Consider the following 20,419-nt stretch of genomic DNA (forward strand, 5'->3'; position numbering starts at 1 on the left):
TGTTTTGTGGATGCATCAGACTCGCCTGACGAAATGTATTACGAATGACACACGCATGAAAACGCTCTTGGCCAGCCACGCGTCTAGAGGTTTTTAATTTTTGGCACCGCGTGAGATATGGGAGGGTAAGCCGCAAAAGTGCATGTGGAGCTGTACTGTTCAACTATATTCTAGCAAAAGAGGCACATCCCTGTTTGAGTGCACCCTTGTGGTCCATAACCTTTGCTATTGTCAGTGCGACCCAAATTGTCTACTGATTGAACTGCGAAATACTCCGAATGAGCTAGAATGGGCGAGAAAACGGAAGATCATAGTGGAGAATCGCTGAATCATGATACCGTGAACCATACTACAAGTAACGACAAAATTAGTGGGTGCCTATTCACCGGTAACGGCAAACGAAATCCTCAATGCTTGCAAGAAGCGGAGTTAAGACCTTGGTTTTTGTGTGTTCCTAGGGCGTGGACCGACTTCACACTTTTTTACCAGATGTAATAGACTATGATATGGTTATAATTGAGACAGAACAGGTGTGTTCCTTGGTGGCGCCTTGCTTCTTGTATCACCTAAGCACGAGCGCCTACTTTGTTTTGCAAATATATGGGATAAGGAAGGTTATGGTGAGCAACATGATGAGCAACATACGGAAAAAGACAGACGTTATCTTAATTGGTGCCGGAATCATGAGCGCGACTTTGGGAGCATTACTGACAGAGTTAGCACCGGAATGGGGAATCAAAGTCTTTGAGAAACTCGGAAACGCAGGAGAAGAAAGCTCTAACGAGTGGAATAATGCGGGTACGGGCCATTCTGCACTGTGCGAACTCAACTATACACCCGAAAAACCGGACGGATCTATAGATATTAGCAAGGCTATAAAAATTAATGAACAGTTTCAGCTTTCAAGACAGTTTTGGTCTTATCTGGTAAACAACAATCTGATTCGTAATCCGCAGGACTTTATCATGCCAATACCTCATATGAGTTTCGTACAAGGGGAAAAAAATGTAGCGTTTTTAAAAAAACGTTTTGAAGCGCTTTCAAACATTCCCCTATTTCAAGGGATGGAATTTTCCGATGACCCCGAAAAACTGAAGGAATGGATTCCGCTTATCATGGAAGGCCGTACATCGAATGAACCGATAGCGGCAACAAAAATCGACTCTGGAACGGATGTCAACTTTGGTGCTTTAACACGCATGTTGTTTGACCACTTAAAGAGCAAAAACGTCGAGATAAACTACAAGCATCGTGTTGAGGATATTAAACGTACTAGTGACGGGTCGTGGGAAGTCAAAGTGTATGATATCGATAGCGGTACAATCGAATACCATACTGCAAAATTCGTCTTTATCGGCGNTGGGGGCGGAAGTCTGCCTTTACTACAAAAAACCGGTATTCCTGAGTCAAAACATATTGGAGGCTTCCCGGTAAGCGGACTATTTATGGTATGTCACAATCCGGAAGTTGTAGCGCGGCATCATGCAAAAGTATACGGTAAAGCTAAGGTTGGTGCTCCTCCAATGTCTGTTCCGCATCTTGATACAAGATATATCGACAACAAAAAAACATTGCTGTTTGGACCGTTTGCCGGCTTCTCACCAAAGTTCTTAAAAACTGGTTCAAATTTTGATTTAATACATTCCGTAAAACCGCATAATATCTTCACTATGTTGGCGGCAGGCGTAAAAGAGATGAAATTGACAAAATACCTGATCCAGCAAGTTATGTTATCGAATGAAAAGCGCATGGAAGAATTACGCGCGTTTGTTCCGACCGCTAAGAGTGAAGATTGGGAGATAGTGGTAGCTGGCCAACGTGTGCAAGTTATCAAAGATACTGAGGCAGGCGGTAAAGGAACACTTCAATTTGGTACGGAAGTTGTCAGTGCCGCTGATGGCTCGATAGCTGCATTGCTCGGCGCTTCTCCGGGTGCTTCTACTGTCGTTCACGTAATGCTTGAGGTATTAGAAAAATGCTTCCCGCAAAATATGAAAGAGTGGGAGCCCAAAATAAAAGAAATGATTCCTTCTTATGGCGTGTCACTTGTGGAAAACCCAGATCTTTTCCAAGAAATTCATACTTCGACAGCACAGACGCTTGGTCTAAGCGAAAAAGTACCGGTCTATAGTTAATTCAATTCTTTTTAAAGAGAATATTGAAACTGATCCATTAAGAAATCACTCTGTGGTACCTGCAGACAAGACAAAAGACGACCCAAACTCTTAAAACTGGAGAATGGGTCGTCTTTTGTTAGGTTCTTTTACTAACTCTTTCGGTGAACCCACAACTTTTTTAATGGCTTCCATCAAAATTCGATTGTAGCTTCTGTTGATAAGGCTCGAGAGATTGGTTTAGATTGGTGGGAAAGGGATCCATATTTGTCGTCAAAGGCGATACAAACGGAAAACGCAAAATTGGCTGATGGCGTTTATCGCGGAATCGTCACCGGATAAGCGGATAAGCAACGTGGTAGGCTGGCGAGCGGACTGGAAGTCGGGGCACTCGAGAGAGACAAGGGGCAGCCAAGTGTCGAAAATATGCATGTAGGGCCACAAAAAATTTAAACGTCCGATAATATATATTATGTTAACTAAAAGAACATTATAAGGTTCGTCGATTAATGATTTGGTTCGATCTTTGTATTCCTTTAAAGCCTCTTAATGCTTTGGATATCCCTATAGGAAACGTACAAATACCTGTAATTCATGAATTGACAATGGACTTCATCCAATCGATATAATCGACGATGTTCGTTTCGATTTGGTTTGTCATACATACTGAGTTCCTTGCATTTTCAACCAAACGATGGCGAAGCGATTGATCCACTAGCAGCCGTTGTACACACTTATCTGCAAGAGACTCTTGTTTAAGTGAAAACACCAAACCCGTTTCGTTATCCTGTACGATTTCCTTACTCCCCCGTATCGCTGAACAAATGACTGGACAATAGCACGCCTGAGATTCCAATACATGATATGGATAGCCCTCGCGAAGAGAGGTCGATATCATCGCTCCACCGGATTTGGCAATAACATTATAAAAAAACGGCATTTCTTGGTGTGGCATATTAGATAAAATTAAATAATCCTTCCCCCACTTGAAATGGTTCTTCACCATTGTCTTATTGAAGAGGTCAACATCAGGGCTGACTGTGACATCGCTACAAAGCAATAGTTTTACACGCGGATGCTTTCTGCGTACTCTACGAAAAACACGAACAAGCGCTCTTGTTGGGTTCAATCCGCCCTACCCACCCTATGATGGGATTGGTCATCCACCGTATGGGGATATGGTATTTGTCGAGAAAGTCGCCAACCGAGCGTGCCGAAAATAGAGTCGTATCCAATGTGTTTCTTGCAACAAAGACGGACAAGTCCGGACGATTTCGCAGGTTTTCATAGGCGATCTCTGCCACATAACGACTAGGGACGACGATACCCTGAATCATCCCACCATCCTTAAGCTCGTTGATGAAACGAAGGCTATTGACGATGCCCTCGGTTTTCCCGTGAAACTCAAACAACACTTTCCCGCTGTACTCCATGCTTTTCAGAACATCAAAATTATGTAGTGTATTAATAAAGGTAATGACATGAAATCTATGCTCGTCAATATATCTAACGAGATGGCCGGGTGCTTTAGATACTTTATGGGGAATCGAGGAAAAATTGTTTAAACCTTGGCCCTTGTGATAGAAGTACGCATGCGTTGGATAGCCTCTTGTGTTTAAGGCCGTCAATCGATGAAACAGAGCTGTTTCAACTCCTCCGAGATAGCAACCCCAGGAGATGACCAGTGAGCGTATAAGTAAAGATTCTTCGGTATTTTTTGCCGCAAGAACCGGGGAGTCTTCAACGTCAAGGTTCGATCTAACGTCCATGCTCTTATCCTTATCTATAAGCACTTTTCTCACCACCTGAGGCTGTTAATTGTGTCAACCATGCAGCATATTGCTTTACATTTGCATCCATTCGATTTACAGCGCAAACTTTTTCCCGTGCTTCGCGTACTAATCGATTGCGCATGGCCTGATCTTTGATAACTTTCTCTACCAACTTGACCGCATCCTCAATATCATGAATATAAGTCAAGCCAGTGTTCCCATGAGTTACAGCTTCCACGGCTCCCCCCGCATTTGTACAGACCACTGGACATTCACACGCCTGGGCTTCTAATAGGTGGTACGGATATCCCTCGGCTAACGATGTAGATAGAAGTGCCCCCCCTGTGTTTCCAAGCAGTGAGTAGAAAAACGGCATCAGTGAGTGGGGCAAATTTGGAAGAAATCTTACATGGTCGGTCAAATTCTGCACCTGAACTTGACGAATGAATTCATTAAGTTCATTGCTATTCAATGTGTCGCCAGCCACCAAGAGCCCCATCTCGTGATTCCTTTTCCTAAGCACAGTGAAAATCTGAAGCAACGATCTCCAATTTTTGTTATTTTCAAGTCTACCAACCCATCCTAACAACAATCTATGGCTCCAATCATCTGGAACGCCGAGTTGATATAACATATCTTTGGACACAGAATGATTCCGAAAGGAATGAGTATCTACCGTATTCCTCGCTACGAAAATTTCAATGTCTGAGCGCTTCCATACGGCCGACTTGGCGATGGACGCGACGTAATGTCCCGGAACAACGATACCTTTTATTTGACCGTGATCTTCACGCCGGTTGATACGATTGAGGACTTCCAATATGGGTTGTGCGAAACCGTGAAATTCGAACAGGCATATTCCGTTAAACTCGGATTCGGCCACCTGGTCTAAATTATGAAGTGTATTAACGAATGTAATAACCTGAAAATTGTTTCTTCGAATGTATTGAACTAAGTCGTCAGAGTGTTTGCTGATATGATGAGGAATGTCTTCAAACAGGCTTATTCCCGTTCCACCATAGTAAAAGTACGTATGATGCGATTGTGAATTGAACGTGTTCAATTCGCGGAGGCGATTTGCCACGGCTGTCTCCACCCCGCCTTGAAAAGACGCCCAGATGATTGTGAGTGAAGAAGGAGTGTCTCTCCCGTGACTGGATCTTTCACGAATCCACGTTCGTGCTGGATTTTGCAGTGAACGTTTTACGGGGTGAACAAAGATAGCCCACGGATCCCGTAAGGAGTCTGATACTTCGTCTTTGGTGTAGTCGTCTCCAATTCGTATATATTTAGCTACTTCATGCGGATAGGCTCTGTAGCGTGCTCCTGCCCGAACCGCAAGAGTAGGAGACAAAATCTCCTCCAAAGCAAACACTTTTGTTGACGAGAAGAGTCGTTCCAAAGCCTCGCGGTCCACTTTTTGGATCATATCGTGCACGATTCTCTTCCTGTATACCTGCATGCAGTTTAGGCAACCTGCAAAGAAGTCGGTACCGAAGAATGGCTGCCAATTTTGCCACTCAGCCCACATTGTCTGGCCGGGATACCAATGTGGAACTTGTTCTCTCGAAAACTGGACACCCATATTGATTCCCATGCAGTCGTATCCGTTAAGAGCGTACTCGAGGAGTGTTTCGTATCCTTCCCGAACAAACATAACGTCGGAATCTAAGCACACTAGATAGTCATAGTGCAAATCAATTTCCTCTAGCCATACCATGACGTCAAACAGAAATGGCCCTAACCGTCCTTTGGACAGCGGACGGCTGTATGGGCAAATATCTACATCAATGGATTTAGCGAACTCTGGGTTTGTTCCCCCGTTGTATACAACCACATGCGAATTTGGATTATATGTCCGCACATTGGTAATCTGGTCCCTCAGGACGTTTTCGTCTTCGTGAGCAAGAATGGCAAAACATATCATGCAATTCGCGCCTTTCCTTATGTTTTTTCTACAGAGGTTAAGGAAATGGTCTCGTGTCCACAGAAGTTGTAGTGGATTCCTCACGGAAGAAAATAAACGTTAGTGACCGAAGTCGTTTTATGTTATGCCTAAGATCAGGCCATAGACTGGGCGTCTGTAATGCGAAGGGAATTTCGTTCACGTACGATAAGGAAACGATATTGATGGAATTCAGCGTCGTGTGAATTGGAGAGCTAACAGAAATCTGGGTTATACAAGGCTGGAGTTTTGAAAAGAATGGGGAGTTCTATAGTGCTTAAAAGCGAACCGCAGAGGAGATGAAATCACGCATCGGCGGCAAGGTCGTCGAACTACGTAACGCGAATGACGAGGTCATCCGGCAGATCCCCACTCGCTGCGGTATCCGAGAACTACAACATTCGCTCCATAGTTTGCCCGCACGGCCCCTGAGGGGACCCGCGTGAGCATCCGCAGGCCGAGGCATGCACGATGTGTTTCTTGCCCTTACAATCACGGAACTGGAGATATCCTCATCATGACAACCTCCTACACCGAACAAGACGACGTCCTTTGGTGCGACAAACGCCGTCTTTGTTGGACGGAGCATCCGTCACAGCATGCGCAACACCGAGGCATTAGTGATGGCAATTTTGCTCCCCATCATGCTCATGTTGCTGTTCACTTGCGTATTTGGTGGCGCAATCGATCCGAGCGGGCACTACGTTAACTACGCTGTACAGGGTATCATCCTGCTGTGTGCCGGATTCGGATCGTCAAGTATGCTGGACGTGGCTACAGACATGACGAACGGCATCATTGACCGGTTCCGAACCGTGCCAATCAGAAGCAGTCACGCCGTCACGGGGCATGTTGTGGCGAGCCTAGCCCGAAACCAAGTGGCAACCGGTGTCGTCATTGGCGTTGCACCAGTCGTTAGATTTCGGCCCTCCGCCAATGTAATGGAGTGGCTCGCGGCAGCAGGCGTCACACCCTATTCATTCTTACATTCACCTGGCTCTGCGCTGCCATCGGCCTAGTTGAATGCCCGCTAGCGCCTCAACACCCTAGTCACCTACCACATCCGGTTGGATGATCTAGGTCATGAGTTTGGCTCTAAGCACTACCTATCTACATTTCTACATTACATTGTATCTTTACGCCTATCGCGATGACCCCCTATGGGAAACCGACAATTGCCGCTCATCTTAATTCTGTGACCTGTTCTTTAGTAACTTAAGATATCTGCAATCATCCGAACGAGATCCTTTGCACGCTTAATTGTGGAGTGCTCAGAATGAACAAACTCATAACCTCGCTTCGTTATTATTTCTCTTTCACGTTCGTGACTGAGGTAGTATTCAGCCTTCTCTTCAAGGTCATCCTCTGTTACCGATACAAAGTTTTCACCAGGAATAAAACCCAAGTCTTCTAATTCGGGAAAAGTCGGGGCTAAGAGCAAACTCATACTTCCGGGTACTTCAAAGTATTTTCCAACTGGATAATTATAACAACTCGAATCGGTCAAAAACATTTTTGCCCGATTGATTTCTTGTGCATATTTTTTCCCCACGTAGTAGTGCTCCCGCTCATGATCTTCAAAGTTGCGGTACCCCGGATGTCCGTGGTAGACGAATCCAGTTTTATTTCGCATGGTGTCCAGCATCTTCTGCCGAAGGGGATAGACGTATTCATGTACAGCGCCCATCAGCAAGAAGTCTATATCTTTTCGAAGGCTGTAGTTCTTAAAGATATTTGTATTTACATGTTGAGGCAGCCATCTCATCTTATCAGAAAACTCTCCATACCAATCATAGAATTTATCCCGATAATGCGTAAAGATGATTTGAACGTTTTCCCGCCGCAAAGCCTCATTCCGTTCTTCAATTTGAAAATGAAGGTCGTACAAATAGACACCGTACGGAATATCCAGGGATTTTAGACCAGTGATGGACGGTGAGTTCAACTCTCCAAACTCATTGATGAAAATGAAATCCGGACGGTTATCTAGCCTACTCACAATGTCATGAATGTCGCCCGATTCATGCCAAACCGTTAAATCTACTAAATTCGAAAGTTCTATTAGTAGGTAATGAAATTCAGACACAATAAATTTGCTGAAATCCCCTGTCGTGACCAACAACTTTACACGGGCCATCCAAGACAATCCTTCCCATCAAAGTCTTTGTAGATTTATCAATATACACGTACGACGAAATCTGTGAGGGTGAATGCCAAGGTGATTCGTCCAGGGAGCCCTTTCAAACTCGTGTCCCGTACATAAGTGTCATGATACGCATACGTTTGATTATCTGAGCTCAGTGGATCGAGCATCAAGTATTCCATCAAACGGAGATTCGACAGCAAGCGATAAAGGTCATAATGGACGGTGATGAAGGTGATAAATTCACGAAAGTTAAACTCTGCGGAATTGATGGATCTCATTATTCAAGCTTTGGACGAGAAACGGCAACTTTCCGTAATCAGTGCAGGTGCAACGGAGGCATACGTTATGGCGCAATACACTGTATTGTCGGAAGAAGAATTCATGAGTCACCCGGAAGCATTCGTTGCAAATCAGGGAGTAAAATCAGGATTTCACCACCGAGGGGTGCGATTCCCAAATGTTCAATTACGGGATGATGCCGTAGAGGCAGTGAGAAAAGCAGATGTCGTAGGATACAATACACTAGTTGAAGATGCTCGCTGCATCACCGAACGAGTATTCCAAGCATACGGAATCGAACCGACGTACATTTACGATTCGTACCTTCGTCGAGTTTTCATGATTTCCCAACGAAAAAAATATGAGCAAATGCTTGCAGGGCGTAGAATTTTACTTGTGGGGTCAACAGCGGATGACGCCAAAGATGCGTTGAACCGAGACTTGCAGGCCAGACTCGGGTTTGACATTGTCGGTGCAATTCAGATTTACGAATACGAAGACATTCCTGAGGTAAAGAGACAGATTGACGCCCACGAATTCGATTTATGTTTGATATCGGCAGGAACAAACGCCATGATTTTGGCTTCCTACATTTCCACTGCTCATGGGAAGGTCGCCTTTGACATCGGATTCGGAATGACTACTCTATATACCGGGGCAATCTTTGGTGATGCCTGGTTGAATGAGTACATCGGACTGGATAACTTGATGAAAATGTAATGAAGAACGTTTGAGTGAAACTGTCGTTCGCGTGATGAATCACTGCGTTTTTACGGTGGAAAGGCATTTTGACGCCGTGGGACACGGCGAGCGCGGCTGCTACCAATAGCAAATCGTTAGCCCAAAAACCGTTGCAGCCGCTTCATAAAGAATTACGCTCGATTTCCCTTCAGCGGATTCACAGGTCAACCTGCGGCAACTTTTGGTCATAGTACCCCCGCACGCACACCACTTCATTTGTGGAAATTTCCTCGTACACCTTATGTATACTCCACCCTCTGGTACATTAATCCAATTTCTATCGTGGAGATGCTTTCTCGTCTCCCTTTTTGTCGTGGTTACGCGCAAAAAAAACATACCGAAGAGCGGAAATCAGGCGGTTGAAAAGATAGACATCTGTCTGTGATCCTGCTTCCCCAATGAAACATAGGATGACCACGACACAAACAATGAGCGCATCATAGAGGTGATACTATGAAGGCGATTGTGACCGGGGGCGCCGGGTTTATCGGCTCTCACCTTGTAGACACATTGATTTCACTCGGCCACGACGTGTATGTCGTTGATAATTTGACGACCGGCCAGCGAAGGTTTGTCAATCCTGCAGCCACGTTACACGTGTTGGATGTGAGAAGTCCCGACCTGAAAGATTTGATAATCAGTGAAAAACCAGACGTTGTGTTTCACCAGGCTGCCCAGGTCGATGTACTTCAATCCATTCGCGATCCCATGCATGATACAAGCGTGAATGTTCTCGGAACTGTCAACTTGCTTCAAGCGTGTTGCGAAGCCTCTGTCGGAAAGTTCATCTACGCCTCCTCGTGTGCAGTCTACGGGGATCTTCAGGAAGAACTAATCAAGGAAGACAGTGTGACATCCCCCATTTCCTATTACGGCATTTCCAAATTGACACCAGAGTCGTATATCCGTGTGTTCCATCAGCTGTATGGACTCCCCTATACGATTTTGCGCTATGCCAATGTGTATGGGCCACGGCAAACCGCTAAAGGCGAAGGTGGCGTTGTGGCTATATTCCTGAATCGGTTAAAAGACACCCTTCCTCTTCTGATCCACGGAGACGGCGAACAAACTCGCGACTTTGTCTATGTGAAAGACGTGGTCAAGGCCAACATTGCAGCCATTCACAGGGGTGACAACGAAACCGTGCAAGTTGGCACAGCCATCAGAACATCTGTGAATACGTTAGTTGCTACCATGGAAGGTATCCACGGCTCAGCCATTCCGACCGTTTACGGACCAAAGCGACCTGGGGATATCCAGCACAGTTGTCTCGACAACAGCAAGGCACGAGCGGTATTGGGATGGGTCCCTGCATACGACGTGAAACAAGGCATTCGCGAAACCTATACTGTCGTCTTCACCAGATGAACACAGCGTTGGGTGGGCCAACTCCTCTGAACCACGGATTTGGCCTCGCTCGTATTTCTCATCCATTTCCTATGTAAAGCGGCCGCAAACGGCCGTTGCAAAGCCTCCCCTTTTCAGCTTCCGAGTCTGATTTATGCATTCCTCTGCTGTTGTTCGTGCCACGCAATCGTCTCCTTGAGCCCATCTATCAGTGAAACGCGCGGTGTGTGGTGAAGAATGGTTTGTAGCTTTGTTGTAACAGGAACCCTTTTCGGAGTGTCCTCATACCCGGGGCCGTATGCCTCTTCATACGGGACATATTCAATCGACGATGTGCTATTACTTAGTCGAAGCACGGTTTCTGCCAGTTGTTTGATGGCGGTTTCCTCGGTAGTCCCGATATTGATGACTTCACCATCCGCCGCGGCTGACAGTGCGGCGATGGTCGCCTCGACGCAGTCGTATACATACGTAAAGCACCTGGTCTGCAAACCATTTCCGAAGACCCGCAAAGTCTCGTGGGACAACGCCGCATCAATAAAGCGCGGTATGACCCCTGCGTACGGAGTAGCCACGGACCGTGGACCGTAGATGTTAAAGTAGCGCAAAACCGTTACGCGGAGTCCTTCTTTTCCGTACGCTAGGCAGAGATGCTCATCAATCGCTTTGGCAGTAGCGTAGGACCACCGATGAACCGTTGTAGCGCCCAATACCCGGTCAGCATCCTCACTGAATGGAATGTTGGGATTCTTCCCATACACCTCCGATGTGGAGGAAAAGACCAGTTTCTTGTTCCACTTCATGCAGGATGCAGCGATATTTCGCGTGCCAATGATGTTCCCATCAATCACTTTACGTGGATTTTCAACACAATTCTTCACACCCAGAACAGCCGCCAAATGAAACACACAATCGTGGTTGTCGACAAGTTCATCCACGAGTTCATCATTAAGCACGGTGTCGTGAATAAAGGTGTGGTTCGGATGGTCACTGACAGCGTTGATAAATTCCTCATTCCCGTTCGACATATCATCCAGGCTCGTCACCTGGTGTCCTCGTCTCAGTAATTCTTCGACTACATGAGAGCCGACGAATCCTGCCCCGCCTGTTATCAGAACCTTCATGTCTCATCCGCTCCCGTCGGTTAAAGGTGTACCACCTTGGTGTGACACGTTTCATATACCTGGCGAGTGTCAAAAATAACGGGGGCATGTGCCAGAATCAAGTCATAGTCCACTGTAGAATGATTCGTCAGAACCGCAACCACATCAAATGCCTGCAGAGTGTCTGCGTCCAGCGAGACGGACTGGTACGTCACATCCTTTATCTGCAGCTGTGAAACCAACGGGTCGTGATAAGAGACCTCGGCTCCCTGTTCCGTCAGCAGTTCGAGAATTTCAAGCGAGGAGGACTCCCGTAAGTCATTCACATCGCGTTTGTATGTCATGCCGATTAAGAGGACGTTTGGTACCTGTTTGTCAGTCAATTTCAGAATTCTCGACACCACGTAACCTGGCATCGCCGTGTTCACAGTGTGAGCCGCCGCAATGAGGGTCGAGTGTAACCCGTGTCGCTCAGCCGTCCATTTCAAATACAGTGGATCCACAGGAATACAGTGGCCACCAATTCCGGGACCTGGGTAGAACGGGGTGAATCCATACGGTTTAGTGCTTGCTGCCTGAATCACTTCCCAAATGTTGATTCTTAACTTTTCTGCCAGATGTGTCAGTTCGTTCATCAGTGAGATGTTGATGAGTCTCTGCGTATTTTCCAGTAGTTTTGTCAGCTCTGCTGCCTTCGTCGAGGAAACCACAACCACTTCTCTGAAGACCTGACGGTAGATGCCTTCTGCGACTTTCCTCGAAAAGTCATTGATGCCGCCCAAGACTTTCGGGATTTTTCGCGTATCATACGCAGACCCGGGGTCAATTCTCTCTGGAGAATAAGCAATATAAATGTCTGACCCTGCCCTCAATCCCGATTCTTCAAGGATGGGTGCCAGCACTTCTTCAGTGGTGCCCGGAAATGTCGAACTCTCCAAAACCACGAGTTGTCCTTCTCGAAGGTACGGGGTAATGGAACGTGCAGCGGATTCAATGTAATTCAGGTCGGGTTCATTTGTGCTATCATTCCAGGGAGTCGGTACGCAAATGATGACAACATCAGCCGACTTTACAATCGAAAAGTCGGTCGTGCAGGAAAAGCGTCCACTATCGCTTAATTCGGCAATCTCGTCGTTTGACAAGTCGGTCAGGTAACTACTGCCGTTGCGAATCGATTCGATTTTGTGTTCGTCTCTGTCAATGCCCATCACAACGAAACCACTGTCCACAAATAATTTCGCAAGCGGTAGCCCGACGTATCCTAATCCTATGACGCAAACACATGTCATCCTGAAACTTGTTGTCAAACCGTCCACTCCTCGTCGCTTGTCTTTTTTGGACTGGATATCTTATTCGCTGCGATACCGAGGGAGTGTACACCTCTAAAAATGCAAGCTTATACGTTTACCTAGTACTTCCCATCACGATTTTCTCCGATAGCTGTCCTTGTGGTGCAGGGCTGTTTATGTCCATAGCAACACATTATGTTGTTCTACAAAAACTGAATCTGTTTCAGGAGCGTAATCGGTGGACATCCCTGACGAGCAGGATGACTCATTCTATGAAGCCATGAATCGATGCGCAGCGGCAGTTGTCCAATTGTAAACATTGGTGTCCACTGTTATCGCACAACGGACGAAGCGAACTTCTCGGAGACTCCTGTTCCACACAAGAAGGTACCTGCCGTTTGAGGTGAAGGGACGGCATCGGTCTAACTTTACAAAAAAGAACACCGGCTGCAGCCGATGCCTTGGGTCATCTATAGTGAGCGCTGTTTTAAGGAACAACGCCCTAAGCCTATGCAACAAATCGAACGCACCTGTGCTTGGGTCAATCATATCACCGTTCTCGCATGGGAAACGCACCCATTCGCACACCAAAAACGCACGTAAGTTCAAAGTTAGAGATTCAACTATATCCCAACATCTTTTGCTGAACTTTCTACATCCTCGTGTCTAACTGAGGTCGTTCTCGCTGATCCAGTTCCACATTTCTTGCCACTTAGATAAAAATGTTGCTGCTCGATTCCACGACTCAATAATATCGAAGTAATTCGATTCCTCACTCGCTTTCAATGAAAAGCTCCAACTGCCGGACTCCAATGATATAAGGTCTGAGCAATTTCCTTTATATACTACTGGTAGTCCACGATCGCCGGAGCGGGATCCAAACTCACGACCTCTTTGGGCGAGAGAAGCGGTCGGTCCTCGGAATAGAATAGTTTAAAGCCTCCATACTGGATAGGTTCGTTTCTCACTAGGGTATGGTAATTGGCTAGCTTGTCGAAAGGCGTTCCGAACCCATCAGCGTTTAGGACCACTTCGACGTGATTAGTGGGCTTTATGAGAGATTTGTGGGTTACAATACCCTTCTGGAATTCGTGAATCATCACTACCTTGTCAGGAATGTTTTCTTCCTTAACCAGTTTGTTCAAGAACTCAATGGCGTGCTGAATATCCGATCCGTCGACTTGCCCCAGGTTCTCGCCTGGCACCTCTCCCGGCCCCATGTGGAATTCGGTGTCTATCGCCAACTCGACGTAGGGGAGCTTGAGGAAAGGGCTTAGCGCCTTTACCTCGTCCATGACCGAGTCGCGCCCGAGCTGAACATCTAGTATCAGAAGTGCCTTGTTATTCTTAGCAAGCTCAGCGTAGCGTTCGATTACGCTTTTCGGGGTCCAAGAGACGTAGAGTCCATTGGACCCCGGATCCCGCTGCGCAACTGAAGCGACAAGCTCGATTGTCGGAACTGCCGGACGTGAGGGATCAACGATGGAGTAGGCTTCGGTCTGTTTCTTAAGCTGCTGCATCATCTCATCAGGNGTGCTTTCTCCAAGGACGCCCATTTGGCTAGAAAGGGGTGTACCGTAGAAAGTCACAAGCCGATATTTCTTGAGCGGCCCGTCCGAAAGGTCCTTTTCACCTGCCATGAGCGTCTGTCCCAAAGGAACACTCCTTAGGTTGTCTCCCGATTTGTGCTCGGTGTCGAACGCTTCCGCCTCCAGCAAGGGCATATCCTGTTTTAGCGAGGAGGAGACAGTCTCGCTAAGTGGCCTCACTGATTTTGGTGGGAAAATGGCGGCGTAGGTTATTGAGGTGGCATGGGTACTAGGTGATGCATCTGTATTCAAGAGTTTTCTTGGAGCATCATTTATTCCGTAACCGCCTTCCACCGCTTTTCCACCCCCTACCAATAACAAAGCCCCGAGAGCGAGCGGTACCATTACAACGCGTTTTTTCATGACTCTCACTTCCTCGTAGGTTTCATCAATCAACAAATGGCATCTCTAAAAGCCTAGTACTCTTTCAATCAACTTTAGTCTTCTTTTGATCTCTGAAAACGCAAACGTGCTAACAGATTGGTTGCGCGTGTGATGTTCTATTCTGTACGGAGTTTCGCTGGCTACCCGCAAGAAACTTATAGAGTTTTTTTATTTTTCGAAGGACAATCCTTTGATATTTCGACGAGGTTCTTGACATCCGAGGTATAAGCCGTTTCCAGATGGTTTGTCCAGGGTAAATCAGGGTGGTCTGTTATCCTGTTCCAGAGAGACATCTTGCACAATATGTGATAGATTCCATATAAGTGTCACAAGAATGTATCTTGAATCGAGCTGCTAAGCGAATTTTCTTGCCTAGATACTCAGAGTTCCAATCCGAGGAATTGATATTCTTGAGTACCATGGAAGGCTGATGTAACTTATGTCGGATGTTGTAATGAGTGTGAACAGGATTTGTTGTGTTCGAAGAGGGTTGCGTATTTGCAAGAGCTGTGAAAGGGGGTGCGGACAACATAGATACGCCTGCCAAAAAGCCTATAAAACGTTTCATTTTATGTCTCATATCCCTTCGTCAGTCCTACGAGGTTAGTTGTCGGGTTCGGGCGAAGGCTTCCCTACGCAGCCGATCGACGATGACTACGATTCACCCCAAAAAGATGTCCCCCGTTCTTTCGATTCGGACCTCTACTTGTGATGACGATTTCTGACTTAAAACGACACGTACAAAATTGTACTATAAGGTAGAAATGGCCACAATGTAATCTGCGGAATAAGTGTAAATATAAATAAAATATATCGAGATATACTACATGTGTTTCCTTTACCCTCTAAGGTGATGACGGCGTCCACCCCGACCTCATCTGTAACCGATACCCTCTCGAAGATTGGTAGATTCTCCGCGATATCCGGTCATCGACCGCGAAGGCCATAATACGTACTAAGAAATACCAAGAAGTTGGATTATTACGAGACTGTATGTCCTTCCTCGCTAAGAACTTCCCTTATCGTGACCAATCCCCAAGGGAATTGCTCTGTTCATAATGCTTTCACAACTTTTCCCTATATGGTGAGAATTACCTCAAATGAAAATGGGAACTAAATAACCTGCAAGGTACTTCCGGGGAGTGAAGTGTAAATTGCATCTGGTTAAATGCTCATATCCAAACTGCAATTACATAGCGGAAATTATTACTCAAAACCATTGTCGGTCTGCACATGAACTTTCAAGGTCTCAGATGACCAGTCAATACGGGGAACCAGGGACGGTTTTTATGACCCAATAAAACTACGGCTGAACCTTCAAAATTCGTATGACCTGGTTGTGGTGGACTTCAAATATGTAGTTATAGACGTCCCCCCACGGGACGTTGCAGCTAAGTGTCCACGTCTCCTTACTTCTGGATGCCAATAGCCTTTGAAAGCGAAGAATTCCTGGGTAACCTGTCGCAAATCCTCCAAGTTGTCAATGAGACCATCGATGTCGCACGTGTGGATGGTGTCATTCAATGCAGTTGGATTACGTCGACGGATTCTAAGCAAGTCCGTGTTCCAATTCTTATGTATCACGAATGAAATTACCTCCCTCGTAATAGCCTGGGAATGGCTCCAGGGTAGTTCGAATCTGAGATGGAATTCCTGCATCAAAATCATTTTCATACGATTTCGACGGAAAATTATATGCTGCATTATATCATCAACGTCCGCTGCCACACAGGCCTATTCTCCTGGGAAAAAAGACAAGATTGCCTTTACGCTGTGCCTTTTGAAAGCTTCTACTCACCTCGGTAGTCGGGACGTAATGTGTATGAGCGTCATCACATACCCCGGTCAATTTCCCCAGAAAACAAGGAATTTCCCTTTACGATGCCCATTGAGCGCATCACGCCTGTACCCTTGTTTTATCGACGCAATCACATGCTGTATCCAAAAGTGAAACTTCAAATGTGCTAGAAACAAGCGAGCCTTATGGGGCCCAAAAACACAAGGAGAGCAGTTTGCGTTGGGGGCATTCATCAATGCCATGTGGACCGGAGTCCCTCTACATACTGTTTTAGATGTAGGCGGTGTGAAAATGGAGGCCATGGAATTGGATGTAGGATTTAGGACTGACATGTTAGACGTATTGTCATACTCCCGCAGTCATTTGCCAAGGCGATGCATCCAGATACACTGCTCGCCCTGTGCATGAATTGTGAACCTTTGTCAGTTGAACACGGTTGCCCGCTCCGACTTATTGTTCCTGGATGGACTGATAGGACATTATTCACTCCAAATTCTTCACCTACCAATATGAAGGTGGTTGCCACGTTGTTTGTACACGTCGACGAAATTTCCCAAGTGCCATCAGGGGCCAGATTCGTGGATAACTATGATACCGGATGTATACCTCATCAACCACGCCAGCGCCAGTAGGGTATTTCTCACTCCATCCATTAAACTCATAGTTACTTACAAGCCACTGCGCCGCTCGAAAAATCGCCGATGTCACTCCTTTTGTCGTTGACAATAGTCCAAGAAGTCCCCACGCCGTCTGAGATGGCAAACTGCGGTTCAGCGATATAAATCGCCTCTCCCCGTCGCTTGCACAGGACTCCCCAAATCCGCCGTCGTCATTTTGTACACTCTCCAACCATTTTCGTGCTCGGACAATCGCTGAATGATCAGGCTCATACCCTGCCGCGCGAAGTCCTTTTACAGCGTGATACGTTCCATAAATAAATGATATGCCCCACCGCCCTTGCCAAGCGCCATCTTCCTGCTGCGTACTTAATAGCCAAGCAACTGCTCTTTGCCGAATTTCATTTGTTGCTATACTGGTATGTGCAATTGCATCTAGCACCCGTCCAGTTACATCGGGAGATGATGGATCCCTCATTACGCCTGGTAGGTCGGCCCCACTGATGAAGTGAAGGAGGGGGTTATTTACATTTTTTTCAAAGCCCCCCCCAACCTCCGTCATTATTTTGCATAGCCAAAGCCCACCTAGCCCCCCTCAGCCATGGGTGTCGATACATAGTATTCTTTTGAAACGGACGTAAAGCTTTGAGTACCGCCGCTGTGTCATCCAAGTCAGGATAGTGCGTATTGTCACCAGAAAATGCCCACCCACCCGGCTTGGCCTTGGGTGCATGGTGAACCCAATCGGAGATGCCCTGGTGTTGTTTAGAAACGAGATACGTTGCCGCTCTAATCATTCGCTGGTTCTGTGGATTAACCCCTGCCGCTACCAATGCTTGAAGTCCCAGCGCAGTGTCCCAAATGTCTGACGTAAACATCTGCTGCTGAAGTGTTCGACGGCTTGGATAGACAAGGGAGTAAATACCGGATAGGGCACTTACCACCGGTCCATCACTTGTCTTAAATCCAAGTGCCAAACATGCAAATGCAAAAAGCGATGTCGCCGACAAGTACCCTGCAATGGTTCCATCCAATTCCAATCGTTCGAAAAGAAACTTCTTACAAGCAAATAGAGCCTCATCATTTCGCACAGAGAAGCGTTCTTTTGGGAAGGTCTGTCCCGGCAGAATCAAATGACGAAGTGTACACGACTCCGGTACAGCAACTTTAAAATTTAAATGCGATAGAATCATGATTGAAGGCATGTGTACTCGCATTGGCACGGAGAAATCATAGATACTAAGCAAACTTTCCGGCGATTCGAAGATGAGTTCAATATGTGTATCTGGCAGTGTGCTCCATGGCACCTGTCCCGCCACAGCCAAAAACGCTCGAGCAAGAGAAGAAGTCTTATTTAAGCCACCATGCTCAAGAATCATCGACTCCGCTTGTTGCATATTGGTGGAATTTCGAGGGTGACCGGCGAGCAAAAGGGCAAAGTAAGATAAAACACTCGCGGACAAATGAAATGGCTGATCTGGATACAAGCTCCAACCGCCGTTTGAATTCTGCTGTCGGAGGAGATTTCGTTTTAGTTCTGTTATTAACGCGTACTGCTCTTGATGACATAAATAAGCAACGATAATCGCTATTGCATTGGCCCACGGAGAGACCTCACAATAAAACGAAAATCGGCCATCTTCTTGTTGATGCCGAAAAATACGTTCGACAGACTGTTGGATGATAGCATTCCATTCGGAATTCTGATTTGTCCAGCTTTGTATACGTTCCATACTTCCCCCCCTCTCACCCCTCTTCATTTTATGAACGACGTATGTTTTGGTGCCTAGACACTGCTTCATTTTTTCTGATTGATTGGTATCATGCCACCATTGCCGTGGATGGGGGTTGTCCTCCATTGCCCTAAAACGCACAGACGTCACAGGGGCATTCGTGGATTCAATCTAACGACTTTTGGCATTTTTATTAAGTGACCGATGGAGTAGGACATTTGTGACCCGTTCACCCTTGGCTTGCTAGTTATCGTACATGCATGGTGATGGGTACAGACACATGCAAAGCTGAACACCTCATCATGCTGAAACTAGCTGAGGAAGGTAGGTAGATTTCCCTTACAGGATTTTGGGAATCATTAGTAGACAGTCCTTTTCTTCTTTATCTGTTATGCCGCCTTATATACAGCTCGACGACGAAAAACGAGGGGTAAAATTAATCATTGATTTTCTTTCGCCCGCTTTGCTTGCTGTCTGTGTCAACGGCCAATCGCTTGGTGATTAACTCAGCGATCTGGCGATGGCCAACGTTATTTGGATGGATTGGACGACGGAATGGTGACGCAAGGTCTTCATATCGACCAGTTCGATACCCCGCGATGTAGGAGGCTTCGTTTTTCTGAAACCCTTTGTAAACGTCAACAAGTTCGAGCTTGTAATGAGCGGCAATGTCATGGATTATACCGTTCAATGATTCCATCGCATGCACAGCCAAAGGGAAATTTGGAGCCGGATTGTAGACAGTGGCTACAATGACGCGCGGGATGCCTCGTTGCTGGATTGACCGACACAACAAATTCATATAATATCTAAATTCATCTAACCTTTTGTATACGAGTTGCGGAGAGATCGGTGAAGCAGACACAGGCAGATACTGACGACGCAATAACCTTCGTAAGTCGTTGCCCCCTGTCATTAGGGTCAATACGTTCGCCTGTTCCCATACGGATTTGTTGATCATATTGGAAGCACTCCATACGTCTTTGGCTGTCCATCCGTTTCGGGCAACTACTACGGTTTGTTCAGCTACAGATTTTTTACGTGTATACTCACTGACGTAGTGAACAAACGCCATACTTGGATGCGTGGCGCCATGGCCAGCCGTCACTGAATCACCCAATGCAAGATAAATGTTGCGTGGCATAAGACCTCCCCCGTATTCAATACATTCGGTTTATACATCGGTCGGAACGGACAACAGCGGAGGTCCATGATTGACGTTCAGATTAGAGCCGCTAACCGCTGCATACGTTGGACATACAGTTCATTTCCTAACTACATATGGACAGCATAATAATCCAGTTGCAGTAGTGCAGTCCGAGATGGCTTACACAGAGATGGAGCAGAACGGGACTAGACCAACCGAATCTGTGTAAGAAAAAGGTGCCCTTTTATGAGAGCACTGCAAAAGGGGTTATTTAAAGAGCAACGTAGTTGCTAATCCCACACAGATCCCTTTATTGGATGAAAGATCAGTAAAAATGCAGCTTTCCTCGCTCAAGAGGAAGGCTGCATTTTATTTATCAGCTGTACCATTCGTTTTGCATTTACAACGAAAGCCG

The 20,419-nt window shown here is 46.3% G+C and carries 13 protein-coding genes, 2 pseudogenes and 1 riboswitch; of the genes and pseudogenes, 6 read left to right on the top strand and 9 right to left on the bottom strand.

Annotated elements, in window-relative coordinates:
- Positions 1 to 617: 617 nt before the first annotated feature.
- A complete protein-coding gene (locus YWK_RS0115820) occupies positions 618 to 2,135 on the top strand; it encodes a malate:quinone oxidoreductase (protein WP_084453785.1) in 1,518 nt (505 codons plus the stop codon).
- A 571-nt stretch (positions 2,136 to 2,706) separates the two neighbouring features.
- Here the strand turns inward: YWK_RS0115820 and YWK_RS22915 are convergent.
- From YWK_RS22915 to YWK_RS0115830, 3 genes are read right to left on the bottom strand one after another with little or no spacing between them, the layout of a single operon-like run.
- Entirely contained in the window at positions 2,707 to 3,243 is a 537-nt protein-coding gene (locus YWK_RS22915; protein ID WP_084453779.1) for a glycosyltransferase, read from the bottom strand.
- Positions 3,206 to 3,907, bottom strand: a complete 702-nt coding sequence (locus YWK_RS0115825) for a glycosyltransferase family protein (RefSeq protein WP_026965568.1) — start codon at positions 3,905 to 3,907, stop codon at positions 3,206 to 3,208. The genes YWK_RS22915 and YWK_RS0115825 overlap by 38 nt, the downstream gene beginning before the upstream one ends.
- The gene (locus tag YWK_RS0115830) at positions 3,894 to 5,813 is read right to left on the bottom strand and encodes a glycosyltransferase family 4 protein (RefSeq protein WP_026965569.1); all 1,920 of its coding nucleotides are present in this window, start codon (positions 5,811 to 5,813) and stop codon (positions 3,894 to 3,896) included. Before YWK_RS0115830 ends, YWK_RS0115825 begins: the two co-directional genes overlap by 14 nt.
- A gap of 641 nt (positions 5,814 to 6,454) precedes the next feature.
- On the opposite strand from YWK_RS0115830, the gene YWK_RS20310 reads away from it, so the two are divergent.
- A complete protein-coding gene (locus YWK_RS20310; RefSeq protein ID WP_342664255.1) occupies positions 6,455 to 6,850 on the top strand; it encodes a hypothetical protein in 396 nt (131 codons plus the stop codon).
- A gap of 188 nt (positions 6,851 to 7,038) precedes the next feature.
- On the opposite strand, the gene YWK_RS0115840 is transcribed toward YWK_RS20310, so the two are convergent.
- Positions 7,039 to 7,968 carry a glycosyltransferase family protein gene (locus tag YWK_RS0115840; protein ID WP_026965570.1) on the bottom strand — a complete coding sequence of 310 codons (930 nt, stop codon included), beginning with the start codon at positions 7,966 to 7,968 and terminating at the stop codon, positions 7,039 to 7,041.
- Positions 7,969 to 8,202: 234 nt separating this feature from the next.
- Between YWK_RS0115840 and YWK_RS0115845 the strand changes: the two genes are divergently transcribed.
- On the top strand, positions 8,203 to 8,976 hold the full coding sequence (locus tag YWK_RS0115845; protein ID WP_281172264.1) for a GT-D fold domain-containing glycosyltransferase: 774 nt from the start codon (positions 8,203 to 8,205) through the stop codon (positions 8,974 to 8,976).
- A 474-nt stretch (positions 8,977 to 9,450) separates the two neighbouring features.
- Positions 9,451 to 10,365: an NAD-dependent epimerase/dehydratase family protein gene (locus YWK_RS0115855; RefSeq protein WP_026965572.1), complete on the top strand. Its 915-nt coding sequence runs from the start codon at positions 9,451 to 9,453 to the stop codon at positions 10,363 to 10,365.
- 131 nt (positions 10,366 to 10,496) lie between these two features.
- Here the strand turns inward: YWK_RS0115855 and YWK_RS0115860 are convergent, their stop codons facing one another.
- The gene (locus tag YWK_RS0115860) at positions 10,497 to 11,468 is read right to left on the bottom strand and encodes an NAD-dependent epimerase/dehydratase family protein (RefSeq protein ID WP_035467292.1); all 972 of its coding nucleotides are present in this window, start codon (positions 11,466 to 11,468) and stop codon (positions 10,497 to 10,499) included.
- Positions 11,469 to 11,488: 20 nt separating this feature from the next.
- Positions 11,489 to 12,754: a nucleotide sugar dehydrogenase gene (locus YWK_RS0115865; protein ID WP_245578642.1), complete on the bottom strand. Its 1,266-nt coding sequence runs from the start codon at positions 12,752 to 12,754 to the stop codon at positions 11,489 to 11,491.
- Between the two features lie 2,533 nt (positions 12,755 to 15,287).
- A riboswitch (cyclic di-AMP (ydaO/yuaA leader) is annotated at positions 15,288 to 15,419 on the bottom strand.
- A gap of 1,256 nt (positions 15,420 to 16,675) precedes the next feature.
- On the opposite strand from YWK_RS0115865, the pseudogene YWK_RS22920 reads away from it, so the two are divergent.
- A pseudogene (locus YWK_RS22920) lies at positions 16,676 to 16,915 on the top strand (molybdopterin-dependent oxidoreductase); the annotation flags it as partial.
- Positions 16,882 to 17,139: a molybdopterin-dependent oxidoreductase gene (locus YWK_RS22925; protein WP_084453781.1), complete on the top strand. Its 258-nt coding sequence runs from the start codon at positions 16,882 to 16,884 to the stop codon at positions 17,137 to 17,139. The pseudogene YWK_RS22920 and the gene YWK_RS22925, both read left to right, overlap by 34 nt.
- Here YWK_RS22925 and YWK_RS22930 read toward each other — a convergent pair.
- The 3 genes and pseudogenes from YWK_RS22930 to YWK_RS21185 form a co-directional block, all read right to left on the bottom strand.
- A pseudogene (locus YWK_RS22930) lies at positions 17,060 to 17,686 on the bottom strand (squalene--hopene cyclase); the annotation flags it as partial. The gene YWK_RS22925 and the pseudogene YWK_RS22930 overlap by 80 nt on opposite strands.
- Entirely contained in the window at positions 17,661 to 18,857 is a 1,197-nt protein-coding gene (locus YWK_RS21180; protein ID WP_051375673.1) for a prenyltransferase/squalene oxidase repeat-containing protein, read from the bottom strand. The pseudogene YWK_RS22930 and the gene YWK_RS21180, both read right to left, overlap by 26 nt.
- A gap of 436 nt (positions 18,858 to 19,293) precedes the next feature.
- On the bottom strand, positions 19,294 to 20,001 hold the full coding sequence (locus YWK_RS21185) for an SGNH/GDSL hydrolase family protein (protein WP_026965577.1): 708 nt from the start codon (positions 19,999 to 20,001) through the stop codon (positions 19,294 to 19,296).
- Between the last annotated feature and the right edge of the window lie 418 nt (positions 20,002 to 20,419).

The sequence above is a fragment of the Alicyclobacillus pomorum DSM 14955 genome (assembly GCF_000472905.1).
Taxonomy (GTDB): domain Bacteria; phylum Bacillota; class Bacilli; order Alicyclobacillales; family Alicyclobacillaceae; genus Alicyclobacillus_A; species Alicyclobacillus_A pomorum.